This window comes from Flavobacterium sp. (assembly GCF_013822155.1).
Lineage (GTDB): Bacteria > Bacteroidota > Bacteroidia > Flavobacteriales > Flavobacteriaceae > Flavobacterium.
The window spans coordinates 1-13007 of the sequence record NZ_PNJW01000073.1 but is presented as its reverse complement, the minus strand read 5'-3'; the positions used below and the strand labels follow the sequence as shown (position 1 = coordinate 13007).

The following is a 13007-nucleotide window of genomic DNA, read 5'->3' as shown; positions in this document are numbered from 1 at the left end:
AAGAGTTTTTCTTACTATTCTAATATCTTGCTGAGTCATTGATTCAGCTTGTTTTGACGACCTACTAACACTTTTTACTTGACCATTTACAATTTTCACAAAAATTTAACAAGAACAATTTTAGGTATTAATAATTAATAATACAATACCCACTTTTAGTGATATTGAGAATATCACTAAATTTAGTGATATTTTGTTTAGGGAAATTGAGAAAATAATTAAACAATAAATTGATAAAATAAATTGAAATCTGTCTTTAAAAAGATATAATCAGTTAATTGAATACAGAAACGGTATTGAAATAGGTTTTTAAAGATTGGGATAAACTATATTGTTAAGAGATATTAAAATTTCTATAAACCTGTCGAATTAAAAAGAAAAAAGCGTTCAATTTTTTGGCAAAATATCGGCAAAAAGTAAAAATTAAAATCCCTAACATATTGAAATTCAATTTGTTAGGGATTTTTGAAGTACCCGGAGTGGGAATCGAACCCACACACCTAAGTACACGAGTTTGAGTCGTGCGCGTCTACCAATTCCGCCATCCGGGCTAATTAAGATGATATTATTTTTGACTAATTTTAAAAAAAAATTAATTAAAGATAACGCCATCCGGGCAATTTAGATTTTTAAGTTTTTGACTAATTTTTAGAAAAAATTAATTAAAGACTATGCCATCCGGGCATATGGATGCTTATTTGTGGGTGCAAATGTAATCAGTTTTCTTTACTTTTTCAAAAAAATAGTCGAAAATATCCTTCCCAAGTTGATTTTTATTTCTAAATTTGCACCTCGTTTCGGCGACACACAACTAACTAACTACATAACAACTATTTAAAATGTCACATTTAGAACCGGAAGCAAAAATATTTGCTTGTTCAAAAAGTGTATACTTAGCGGAACAAATTGCCACGCATTATGGTGTCCCGCTGGGAAAAGTTACGTTCTCACAATATAGTGATGGTGAATTTCAACCGTCATTTGAAGAATCGATTCGTGGATTACGCGTATTTATCGTTTGTTCAACCTTTCCAAGTGCGGATAACTTAATGGAATTGTTATTAATGATTGATGCAGCGAAAAGAGCATCTGCCAGACATATCACTCCTGTTATACCTTATTTTGGATGGGCAAGACAAGATAGAAAAGACAAACCAAGAGTGCCGATTGGAGCAAAATTAGTGGCTAAATTATTAGAAACTGCCGGAGCTACGAGAATCATGACCATGGATTTACATGCCGATCAGATTCAAGGATTCTTTGAAAAACCGGTTGATCACTTGTTCGCTTCGACCATCTTTTTGCCTTATGTAAAAAGTTTAAATTTGGAGAACCTAACGATTGCTTCTCCTGACATGGGTGGTTCCAAAAGAGCCTATGCTTATTCTAAATTTTTAGAATCAGATGTGGTAATTTGTTACAAACAACGAAAAATAGCCAATGTAATTGATACAATGGAGTTAATCGGGGAAGTGAAAGGCAGAAACGTTGTTTTAGTAGATGACATGATTGACACCGGTGGAACCTTAGCAAAGGCAGCCGATTTAATGATTGAAAAAGGAGCTCTGAGTGTTCGTGCGATTTGTACACACGCCATTTTATCGGGCGATGCGTATGAAAAAATTGAAAAGTCAAAATTGAGTGAATTAATAGTAACTGATTCTATTCCGTTAAAGAAGGAATCAAACAAAATAAGAGTCGTGAGTTGTGCACCTCTTTTTGCCGAAGTAATGCACATGGTGCAACACAACAATTCCATTAGTGGAAAATTTTTAATGTAAAAAGCTATAAGCAATATGCTGTAAGCTATAAGCAAGCAGTATATAATTATAGAAAGTCAGCCTAAAGCTTAATGCTTACGGCTTAAAACAAGAATTTTTATTAACTATATATTTATTTACAATGAAATCGATTACGATTAAAGGATCAGAAAGAGAAAGCGTAGGCAAAAAGGCAACGAAGGCCGTACGTGATGCTGGAATGGTTCCTTGCGTTATTTACGGAGGAGATCAACCAGTACATTTTGCAGCAGAAGAAAAAGCGTTCAAAAACTTGGTATACACTCCAAACGCACACACTGTTGTAATTGAATTAAATAACGGGAAAAAAGCAGATGTGATTTTACAAGACATCCAATTTCACCCGGTATCAGACAAAATTTTACACATTGACTTCTATGCGTTAAAAGACGACAAAGAAATCACAATGGAAATCCCTGTGAAAGTGACAGGAACTTCTCCAGGTGTATTATCAGGGGGAGTTTTACGTTTGAACCAAAGAAGATTAAAAGTGAAAGCTTTACCAAAAAATCTTCCTGATTTTATCGAAGCGAACATCTCTGAATTAGAAATGGGTAATAAATTATATGTAACTAAAGTAGTTGCTAATAATTTTAAATTAATGCACCCTGACAATACAGTAGTTGCTCAAGTAAGAATTTCTCGTGCAGCGATGAAAGCCGCTCAAGAAGCAGCCAAAGCCGAAAAAGGTGGAGCAAAAAAGAAAAAATAATTCTATTTTCTCAATATCAAAAGCATCAGTTCACGCTGATGCTTTTTTTTTGCATCTCTTTTCAGGATTCAAAGGATTCTTAAATTCCTTCCTTCCAATTTTTACCATTAATAATATTTGTATTTTTGCTTCATGATCAAATGGATTTCAAAACTCTTTCAAAGCAATAAAACAGTCTCAGAACCGGATATGAAAAAATTCTTAATTGTCGGCCTCGGAAATAGTGGTGCCGAATATGTAAATACTCGCCATAACATCGGATTTAAAGTGCTTGACCATTTGGCTAAAAAAGAAGATTTAACTTTTCAAACCGCTAAACTGGGAGATATTACCGAAATCAGAATTAAAGGCAGAACGTTACTCCTATTAAAACCAAATACGTTCATGAACCTTAGCGGTAAAGCAGTTAAATATTGGATGGAAAAAGAAAATATTGAAAAAGAAAACATCTTAGTCATTACAGACGATTTGAACTTGAGTTTTGGTACGATTCGAATCAAAGCGAAAGGAAGTGATGGCGGTCATAACGGGTTGAAAAGCATTCAAAGTTTGTTAGCAACAACAGAATATGCAAGATTTCGATTTGGTATTAGCGATGAATTTAAAAAAGGCAAACAAGTTGATTATGTTTTAGGGGAATGGAACGAGGATGAAAAAGCAAAACTGCCGGAGAGATTAGATAAATCAATTGAAATAGTATATTCCTTCGCCTTAGCCGGACTTAATAATACAATGAACGAATTTAACGGAAAATAATCCAAATGAAAAAAACGGTGGTATTCGGGTTATTTGTTTTTATGCTTTCCTGTAAAGCCCAACTTCCATCTAAGGAAGAACTTACGTTAACCAGTGATTGCCCAAAAGATGGAACGTGCCAAATTGAACTACACAAAAACAAATCATTAGTAGTGGTATATGATAATTTTGGCGGGATGTATTATGAATTAAAGGAGACGGCCGGAAAATCTGTGATTCATTTTCAATACAACAAAACTACGGAAGCCAATTTACAAGATGGCCATTACCGGGAAGATCTTTTACTTGAAATCAACAACAATACTAAGGATTTAAATCTGCAAAACATAGAATTACAACAAACCAAACTTATTTTTGGCCGACACTGTTTTTGTAAAGGACAAACAGGATATTTTAAAGTAGAGAATGGTAAATTAACTATTCAAAAGGTTGAAAAAAAGGGAGTATTGAAAATAGATTTTTCTACTTCCAAAATCCCACAAATTATCCATTCCGTTGAAGCCAACATAAACTAAAAAAGCCCACTCTATAAAGAATGGGCTACTATTTAATAATTCTTTTTTATTGAATTACAATTCTTTTTACTCCTTTTTGGTTACCATCAACAACCGTCATTAAATAAACTCCGGATTGAACATCGGTCAACGCAATAGGTTGATTAATCATTCCTGTATTTTCATAAGTTTTGGTGTAAACTGCTCTCCCTCGCATATCATAAACTGAAATAGCAATTGGATTTGATGTGGCAGAAGTATACTGAACAGTAAAATTTCCATTACTAGGATTGGGGTAAACAGAAATAGATAATTGTGAATAGTCTGAAACAGACATTGGTTGTTGCGTACTACACAAATTCAGACTCCATCCGTTAATTGCCCCCCCATCTTGATTAAATGAATCTAAAACGCGTAAAGTCCAAGTTCCTGTTGCTGACTGCCCATTGAACGCAGATAATTGCTGAACAGATTTAACAACCCCTGAAATAGCAGGGTTTGTTGCACAAACAATGGTATTCCCGGAATCATCGAATGTGGCTTGTATATTTTGTAAATTATCACTGACACATGGATTAGCCACTAACTGAACTTGCGTTCCTGCTGGACTAATTAACGTAATGGTCATATCATTTACCCAAGTATGGGCGATGTTTACCGTAACATTAACATCTGATAATATCATGGTGTCCGGAACAACTAGCGTTGAATTAACGGTAACATTAGCTGTAGTTGGAATAGTAACAGGAACGTTAGTTGAAACAAAATTTGAACAAACTACTTGACCGGTTCCAAAGGTAAAGGCCTCGGTAAATACTCCACTACAAGAAATGTTTTTAGGCAAAACTCTCCAATAGTAATCCGTAACCTCAGCTAAGCCATTGGTTGTATAACTATTTGTAAAGACAGTTGTTGAGGCAATAATATTTGTAAACATCATGTCTGATGCTACTTGAACATCATAAGCAGTAGCATTAGCAATTGCGGTCCAAGTTAGGGTTACATTAATAGGTTGACCGGTAGCAAAATTAGCCGGAGAATTCAAATTCAATCCATTAAAATTGGAATCAAATAATTGGAAGTATAAAGGAACAGTTTTTGTTTCAGCTCCTGATTCAGCCGTTACTATCATCGAATAAAAACCAGGCGTAGCATTTTGCGTATCACTAATGGTTAAAACTACACTACCATCTACACTTGTTGAAGCTGGACTAAAAGTAGCAGTTGACCCCGCTGGTTGTCCGGTTACTGAAAAAGTAGTAGTTCCGGAAAATCCACCTAATGCTGAATAAGGTATTGTATAACTCACATCTGCCCCTGTACAATTTGATTTATTTTGTTCTCCAACAATACCATTAAAAGCAACCGAAAAAGTAGTAGGAGCACTACTGATGCTGAAATTAGCATTTGAGATATCATAAAAAATGTGATTATTCCCTTTAACCATTATTCGATTAGTCATTCCGGGTTGGTTAGGAACTGTAATTACTTCAGAACCGTCATTCGGAACTTGACTGGCTAATAAATAAGGATAATTGAATCCACCATCGGTAGATAAATAAATATCAACATAGGTTGCATTTACACCGTTTGCAGTGGTGCCTGCTACGTCCCATGTTACACTTTGATTGGAACCGGCTGGCCAAGTTGCAGCTGTGTTCGGATTAGTCACTAAAAAGGGTCCTGCAACAGCATTAACCGTGACAACCATAGCATCGGAACCGGTTTGACCTGCTCCTGAAAAATTATCTCTGGCGGTTAAAACAAAATTCATGGTTCTTGCGACAGAATTTAACGCTTCCACAACGATTTCACTTCCTTGGGTGGTAGATTGATTAGCAACCACTCTGGTTAAAGGTGGGCAATAACGATTTGGGGAAGAAACCGGGGTATAAGAACGCCAGTTTGGTCCACCCGTTTTGGTAGCAGAAGCGGCACTGTTTGCTCCCGTTTGGGTTGTTGCTGAATCATTTTGTTCCCAACAATAAGTTAAAACATCACCATTAGGATCTACGGCTGAACCCGAAAGCACAAAAGGAGTGCTTTTTGGGATAACATAATCGGCACCTGCATTAACAGTTGGAGCGGCATTTGTCAGTGTTATTCTAGTTGGACATGTCTTTCCAACCATGTTATCCTGTACTTGTTTGATACTCGCATAGACAAAATAATCATCAGAATTTTGTTGTACATCACGGTTAGTAATTCCGGCATAACCCATAATCGTAGAACCACTTCCGGGCTCTACATTCACACCTGAACCTTCAACATTATGCGAAAAAGTATGGTTAGCCCCAAATTGGTGACCTAGTTCATGAGCTACATAATCAATATCAAAAGTATCTCCTGCAGGAACACCATCTGCTGGGGAAGTAATTCCACTCCCTTTTTGTCCATTCACACACACACACCCTATACAGCCTGCATTTCCACCTCCACCGGTTGCTCCAAACATATGGCCTACATCATAATTTGCTTCTCCGATTACAGTTGTCAAAGTTGTTTGCAATTGACCGTTCCAACTTCCCATATTTGTATAGGGATCCGTTGCTGCATTGGTATAAATAACACTCGTATTGTTTGGAATTAAATCCATATGAATGGAAAAATCTTTTTCAAATACTCCATTAACTCTGGTCATGGATGCATTCATCGCGGCAAGTGCACCGGCAACTGTGCCTCCAAAATATTGTGTATATTCACCATTACAAGACAAAGCCAATCTAAAAATTAATAACTCTCCGGAATTCGATTGTGGTTGTTGTGCACTTCGATTTAAATCCAACACTAACTTATGATCTTCTGTAGAACAGGTGAAAGGCAATTTCCCTTTTGTTCTGGAGGAAGTATAAATGGCATAAATTAATCCATCGGCCGAATAAGATTCCATGAATTCGGTTTTCTTATCCGCTCTGAAGGTCATGACTTGAATTCCATTCGGATCAACACTAATTCTGGTTTGAGCTGTTTTATCATCAATTCCTTTTCCAAAATAAGAACGAATAAAAGGAAACTGTGCTTGAAGTTCTTCTGAAAAATTGGATGCTTCAAATACTTCAAATCGTTCTAAATTACCTGCTGTATTTGGCAAAGAAATCTGAATTCCTTTTTGTCCGGAAAAACGATTAGCTGCGGCTGATAATTGTTCTGTAAATAAAGTTCGATTTAACTGAAATAATTTGAAATTTTCAGGAAAACTTTCCCTCTGCGAATTTTTAGAAACAGAAACAGATAAATCGTTGGGTACAGATTTCCAAAATTTATCATTTTGTGCATCTATTTGGAGAAATAGACTTAGAAATAAAAATAAAAATAATTTTTTCATGTTTAGTAAAAGTTTGTTTGGAATCCAAATGTATACAATTATTCATTTTTAAATGTTAATTTTTAAATTGAATTGAATATTAACTTTTTGCAGTGAAATATTAATTTAACTTTTTGTCAAAATTAAAAACAAAGATTAAGCAAAAAATATTTTACAACTAATTACATTTTCAAGCTACAGCTTATCACAAGTATCTTTAAATAATTCAAAAAAATAACGTTTAAAAATAAAAAGGCTGTCAAAAGTTTGACAGCCTTTTTATAATATATAAAGAAATTGATTATTCTACAATAATTCTTTTTACCTCTTTTCTTTCTCCATCGGTTACATTCAATAAATAAACCCCTGGTTGGGCATTATTTAATTGAATGTTTTGATTGAAGTTACTTCCACCTTGGTAGTCGTTCTCGAATATTTTTCTGCCACGAATATCAAAAACAGATATGTTAACTGATTCTGAAGCAGCATTATCAAAACTTACATTAAAGTTACCTTTACTTGGGTTTGGATAAACCACTAATGATTGTAAACTGAAATCTTCTTTTCCTAAAGTACAACCAAAATTGATAGACCAAGAGTTTAAAGTTCCTGTATCACCATTATAAAAATCAGTCAATCTCAATGACCAATTACCACTTTTTGGTTTTCCTAAAAAGGGAGCTAAGGATTGAATAGGACTATACGTTCCTGAAGTTGGTGTTCCACAAACAATAGTTCCGGCACCGTCTTTAAATGTAACATTGATATTTCCATTTTGTGGATTATTACAAGTTCTGTTCCAAAGATTACGGGATGTTCCATCAGGGTGAACCAAGGCAATCACTAAATCGCCAATCCAAGAATGCGTAACATTCACGGTTACTTCAATGGAAGTAATATCTCCGGATTCAGTGGACACAATATTAGATACGGTGGTTGGACCGGCTAAATTAGCTCCTAAACCATCTGTAATCGCAGCAGAAGTACTATTAGAAATACCGGAACAAGTGTAACCAATTGGGAAAAAAGCACCATTTAAAGCATAGTAAATATTTCCGGTTGGTCTAATCATGATTCTAGCAGATTGAGTCAATACATTAGGAACAACAATATCTTGAGAACCATCATTTGGCGTGGCAGCAGCTAAAACTGTTGAGAAAGTTGCTCCGCTATCAGTTGATAATAATATATCTACTTCCGTTGAACCGACTAACGTATTGGTGTTGTTCACATTCCATGTAATTGTTTGGGTAGATCCCTGTGCCCATGAAGAAGTACTACTATTTTGTGATGTTACTGTAAAAGGTCCAACTGCAGCATTAACAGTTATTGCTGTAGATGCCGTATTCGTTTGACCACCATTGGCAATATTATCTCTTGCAGTTAATGTAAAGTTCAATATTCTTTGTATAGTTGATACAGACTCCCAAGTTGTGCTAAGTGAATTATTTAATACCGAGCTAAATGCTGGCATGTATCGAACAGGTGTAGCTGTTGGGATGACCGATCTAAAGTTAGGTCCAACACTTTTAGTTGGAAAACAAACACTTTGTGCTCCTGTTACTGAAGAATTCGCATTATTATTTTGTTCCCATGTAAATGTAGCCCCAGGATTATTTGTTGGGTTTGTACCAGTTAATATAAAAGCTGTCCCTTGAGGAATAGTCCAGTTTCCTCCAGATGTAACTGTTAAAGCTGGATTAGTTAATGGTGTGGAAATAGGACATGTTTTATTTAGCAAATTTGTTTGCACTTGAAGAATGCTTCTGTAAGCAAAATAATCATCACTATTGCCTTGAACATTATAGTTTGTAATACCTGCATAGCCCATAATTGTTGAACCACTTCCTGGTTCAATATTCACACCACTACCTTCAACTGCATGAGAAAAAGTGTGATTAGCTCCAAATTGGTGACCTAATTCATGAGCTACATAATCAATATCATAGGTATCTCCGGCAGGAACTCCATCTGCAGGAGAAGTAATTCCACTACCTTTTTGTCCATCAACACAAACACAACCAATACATCCTGCATTTCCACCACCACCTGTTGCTCCAAATAAATGACCAACATCATAGTTTGCCTCTCCAATTACTGAAGTTAGAGTGGATTGTAATTGAGCATTCCATAAATTCATTTGAGCTGAATCCGCATAAGGATCAGTAGCAGCATTAGTATATATTACAGCTGAGTTATTGGCTATAATATTCATTCGAACAGCAAAATCTTTTTCAAAAACACCATTCACTCTAGTCATTGTTGCATTCATTGCGGCTAAAGCCCCAGCCACATTCCCACCATGAAAAGTGGTATATTCACCGGTACAGGACAAAGCGAGTCTAAATGTTTTTAATACTAAATTATTTGCTTCCACAACATTAATATCTTTGTCTGTAGCTAGTCTATCAGTTACAGAGTGTTCTGCCGTTGAACAAGTAAAAGGTAATTTACCTTTTGTTCTGGTGGACACGTAAAAAGCATAAACTGAACCGTCCGCAGCATAAGGCTCCATAAATTCTGTTCTTTGACCGGCTCTAAAAGTCATCGTTTGAATTCCTTTTGGGTCAACACTCATCCGGAGTTGTGCTTTTGGATCATCTAAACCAATTCCAATATAAGCTCTGATTTCCGGAAATTGTGCTTGTAAGGCAGGTTCAAAATTGGAAGCCTCATACATTTGAAATCGTTCCATTTCACCTAGTGCATTTGGCATAGTAACCACAACGCTACTATTACCCGAAAAACGATCAGCAGCATTCATTAAAGTTTGTTTCAATAAAGACGTATTCAAACGATACATCGTTGAAACAGCGGGAAAATCTTCCCTTTGAGCTGTTTTTGATACTTCAGAAACAGATTCTTTTGTCATAACCCAGAATTTATCTGCTTGTGCCATTCCGCTGGTAAACGTAAAAGCAGTTAAAAGGATTAATAGTAATGTTTTTTTCATTTTAGTTTGTAATTAATTAAAAGACAAATATATTATAATTTTAATTATTTTCAATTTTTTTTAAGATGTTGTAACAAAATAATGGTTTTCATATCGAATATTCTTATTAATTGGAAACTTCTTGCAAATAATCACTTATTGTTTAAATTTGTAAAAAAAAGACTTGAAAAAATTTCAATCGCTTTTCGACTATAAGTCTAATCAGAAGTCCATTGTAACCCTTGGCACTTTTGATGGGGTTCATATTGGGCATAAAAAAATTATTGAAAAACTTATTCAAAACTCCTCAAATTGTGAATGTGAAAGTTTAGTGCTTACTTTTTTCCCTCACCCTAGAATGATTCTTCAGGATAGCCAGGAAATAAAATTATTGAACACCATAGAGGAACGCATACAATTATTAGAAGCTTCAGGGTTGGATAATTTAGTAGTTCATCCCTTTGATCAGGAATTTTCCAGACTAACCGCAGAAGAATTTGTTTCTACTGTGTTAGTTGACCAATTTAATGTCAAAAAAATTATCATAGGATACGACCATCGGTTTGGAAGAAACAGAACTGCTGATATACACGACTTGATTGATTTTGGAAAAAAATATGCGTTTGAAGTTGAACAAATTTCTGCTCAAGAAATTGATGAAGTTTCTGTAAGTTCAACCAAAATCAGAAAGGCATTATTGGAAGGGAATGTTGCTCTGGCGAATGAATATTTAGGGTATGCCTATTTATTAACCGGAACGATTGTTAAAGGAAAAGGAATTGGCAGAACGATAAACTTTCCTACGGCAAATTTAAAAATTGAAGAATCCTATAAACTGATTCCTAAAAATGGAGTTTATATAATTCAAAGCACTATAAATAATAGGTTGGTTTTCGGCATGATGAACATTGGATATAATCCAACTGTGAATGGAGAAGGGCAAAGCATTGAAATTCATTTCTTTGATTTTAAAGAAAATTTATATACCAAAAAAATACAAATTCAAGTACTAAAACGAATCCGAGACGAGGAAAAATTTGATAGTTTGGAACAGCTGACCGAACAATTGGAGAAAGACAAATCTACTGCCTTGAACTATATCCATACGCTATGATTCTTGAAAAAGCATATCGCCCGATAGACAATGCACCCTTAATAGTGTTTAGAATTGCATTAGGTGCTTTAATTATGGCGGAAAGTTTTGTGGCTATTTTTACAGGTTGGGTAAAAAAGAACTTAATAGACCCAACGGTCCATCTTCCCCATATCGGATTTGATTTTTTAATTCCCCTACCCGGATTAGGGATGTATGCTTACTATTGCATAATGGGCATTTTAGGACTAGGTATACTAGCGGGTTATAAATACCGCCTAAGTTTAGCGGGTTTTATTTTAATGTGGACCGGCGTATATTTAATGCAAAAAGCATCCTATAATAATCATTATTATCTATTGCTCTTAGTCTGCTTAATCATGCTTTTCTTGCCGGCTAATCGTTATGCATCCTTAGACGCAAAAAGCAATCCGAAAATAAAAAGCTTATCAATGCCACAATGGGTCGCTTGGGTAATGATAGCACAAATGTCAATCGTTTATTTTTTCGCAACTATTTCAAAATTTTATCCCGATTGGTTAAACGGCACTTTCACTGGAATTTTATTTTCAAACATTGCTGATTTCCCTGTAATTGGTGAAATTTTTACTGAAAAATGGTTTCACTTGTTTATTGCCTATGCCGGTATATTTTTTGACGGTTTAATCATTCCTGCTTTACTCTGGAAAAAAACAAGAAATATAGCATTCCTTGCTAGTTTGATTTTTCATTTATTTAATTCCATGACGCTTCTAATAGGGATTTTCCCTTATTTTGCGTTGAGCTTTGTGGTTTTTTTCTATCCTCCGGAAACTATTCGTGCCATTTTCTTTAAAAGAAAACCAACGCTTATTCAAGAAAATGTGACAAATTATGCACACACTAAAGCACTTACTTATTTCTTTATTCCTTTTTTCATTGTTCAACTGATTTTACCGGTAAGACATTGGTTCATTAAAGGAGATGTCTTGTGGACAGAAGAAGGTCATCGCCTAAGTTGGAGAATGATGCTTAGAGACAAAAGCGGTATCACTACATTCAAAATAATAGATAAAAAAACAAATGAAGAACTGAAATACAACCTTGCTGAACACCTGACAAAAAAACAACTTGTTTTTGTGAGCAGCAAACCGGATGGGATGTGGCAAATGGCACAACACATCAAAAAAGAATTTGCAAAACAAGGCAAAGAAGTAAAAATCTATATTCATTCCCAACTTTCTGTAAACGGAAAGCCATACAAATCATTCATTGACCCTACTGTTGATTTTGCTGAGGCAAAATGGGATTACTTCAATCATAACGAATGGATTATTTTATACGATAAAAATGGAGATAGTTTATCAAATTGAAATTTTTACTAATAATCGTTTCGCTCAGCTTTTAAATAGAATTAGCTTAACACAAAAAAATTAAGCATAAATAAAAACCTCCGATTGCTCGGAGGTTTCTATTGTGATGTAACTATTCTAAAACCTTAGTACAGTTGTACCTCAGTTCCATAGTACCTATTTCTTAACTACTCTAATGGTTTGAGTTTCTTCATCTTGGTTTACAATAATACTGTAAACACCTGATGGATAACGTTCCCCTAATTTTTGAGAAGCTAATTTTTCATAATTAAATTCACGAGTTTCTAACAATCTTCCAGCCATATCATAGATAGCAACGCTAACCGGTGATGTACTGTTTGAAATTAGATTCAACGCAAAGCTTTCTCCGTATGGATTTGGATAAGCTACTGCTTTGAATTCACCCATGACATTGTCTGTGTCAACAACTGCTCTGGTTAACGGAACAATTGGTGCTCCTCCCGGTACTAAGATGTTACAATCTTTTCCTGGGTAATAGAAGCCATATACTTGTACTTCTACTGTTACTGAATAAGTTCCACCTGGAGTTAAAGCCTGTAAGGCA

At 35.0% G+C, this 13007-nt stretch carries 9 protein-coding genes and 1 tRNA gene; 6 read left to right on the top strand and 4 right to left on the bottom strand.

Annotated elements, in window-relative coordinates; all coding sequences use genetic code 11:
- Nucleotides 1-471: 471 nt before the first annotated feature.
- Nucleotides 472-551 (bottom strand) — tRNA-Leu (locus C0512_RS13505).
- 288 nt (nucleotides 552-839) lie between these two features.
- On the opposite strand from C0512_RS13505, the gene C0512_RS13500 reads away from it, so the two are divergent.
- The 4 genes from C0512_RS13500 (at nucleotide 840) to C0512_RS13485 (ending at nucleotide 3782) form a co-directional block, all read left to right on the top strand.
- Nucleotides 840-1781, top strand: coding sequence for a ribose-phosphate pyrophosphokinase (locus C0512_RS13500; RefSeq protein ID WP_290862438.1), 942 nt, complete (start codon nucleotides 840-842; stop codon nucleotides 1779-1781).
- A 121-nt stretch (nucleotides 1782-1902) separates the two neighbouring features.
- Nucleotides 1903-2511 carry a 50S ribosomal protein L25/general stress protein Ctc gene (locus tag C0512_RS13495; protein WP_290862436.1) on the top strand — a complete coding sequence of 203 codons (609 nt, stop codon included), beginning with the start codon at nucleotides 1903-1905 and terminating at the stop codon, nucleotides 2509-2511.
- A gap of 132 nt (nucleotides 2512-2643) precedes the next feature.
- Nucleotides 2644-3267, top strand: coding sequence for an aminoacyl-tRNA hydrolase (gene pth / locus C0512_RS13490; RefSeq protein ID WP_290862434.1), 624 nt, complete (start codon nucleotides 2644-2646; stop codon nucleotides 3265-3267).
- Nucleotides 3268-3272: 5 nt separating this feature from the next.
- Nucleotides 3273-3782 (top strand): hypothetical protein, encoded by a 510-nt coding sequence (locus tag C0512_RS13485; RefSeq protein WP_290862433.1) that lies wholly within the window; start codon nucleotides 3273-3275, stop codon nucleotides 3780-3782.
- Nucleotides 3783-3828: 46 nt separating this feature from the next.
- On the opposite strand, the gene C0512_RS13480 is transcribed toward C0512_RS13485, so the two are convergent.
- Both C0512_RS13480 and C0512_RS13475 read right to left on the bottom strand, forming a co-directional pair.
- A complete protein-coding gene (locus C0512_RS13480; RefSeq protein ID WP_290862432.1) occupies nucleotides 3829-7086 on the bottom strand; it encodes a reprolysin-like metallopeptidase in 3258 nt (1085 codons plus the stop codon).
- A 280-nt stretch (nucleotides 7087-7366) separates the two neighbouring features.
- Nucleotides 7367-10018 carry a reprolysin-like metallopeptidase gene (locus tag C0512_RS13475; RefSeq protein ID WP_290862430.1) on the bottom strand — a complete coding sequence of 884 codons (2652 nt, stop codon included), beginning with the start codon at nucleotides 10016-10018 and terminating at the stop codon, nucleotides 7367-7369.
- Nucleotides 10019-10181: 163 nt separating this feature from the next.
- Here C0512_RS13475 and C0512_RS13470 point away from each other — a divergent pair, with 163 nt between their 5' ends.
- Both C0512_RS13470 and C0512_RS13465 read left to right on the top strand, forming a co-directional pair.
- A complete protein-coding gene (locus tag C0512_RS13470; RefSeq protein WP_290862429.1) occupies nucleotides 10182-11111 on the top strand; it encodes a bifunctional riboflavin kinase/FAD synthetase in 930 nt (309 codons plus the stop codon).
- A complete protein-coding gene (locus C0512_RS13465; RefSeq protein ID WP_290862427.1) occupies nucleotides 11108-12442 on the top strand; it encodes an HTTM domain-containing protein in 1335 nt (444 codons plus the stop codon). Before C0512_RS13470 ends, C0512_RS13465 begins: the two co-directional genes overlap by 4 nt.
- Nucleotides 12443-12598: 156 nt before the next feature.
- Here C0512_RS13465 and C0512_RS13460 read toward each other — a convergent pair.
- Nucleotides 12599-13007, bottom strand: a 409-nt coding sequence (locus C0512_RS13460; protein WP_290862425.1) for a T9SS type A sorting domain-containing protein, incomplete at its 5' end; no start/stop codon positions are given.

Excerpts from the sequence above, each read along its gene's own strand:
- C0512_RS13485 (WP_290862433.1), top strand. The coding sequence starts at position 3,273 with ATGAAAAAAACGGTGGTATTCGGGTTATTTGTTTTTATGCTTTCCTGT.
- C0512_RS13500 (WP_290862438.1), top strand. The coding sequence starts at position 840 with ATGTCACATTTAGAACCGGAAGCAAAAATATTTGCTTGTTCAAAAAGT.
- C0512_RS13480 (WP_290862432.1), bottom strand. The coding sequence starts at position 7,086 with ATGAAAAAATTATTTTTATTTTTATTTCTAAGTCTATTTCTCCAAATA.
- C0512_RS13495 (WP_290862436.1), top strand. The coding sequence starts at position 1,903 with ATGAAATCGATTACGATTAAAGGATCAGAAAGAGAAAGCGTAGGCAAA.
- C0512_RS13475 (WP_290862430.1), bottom strand. The coding sequence starts at position 10,018 with ATGAAAAAAACATTACTATTAATCCTTTTAACTGCTTTTACGTTTACC.
- pth (WP_290862434.1), top strand. The coding sequence starts at position 2,644 with ATGATCAAATGGATTTCAAAACTCTTTCAAAGCAATAAAACAGTCTCA.
- C0512_RS13465 (WP_290862427.1), top strand. The coding sequence starts at position 11,108 with ATGATTCTTGAAAAAGCATATCGCCCGATAGACAATGCACCCTTAATA.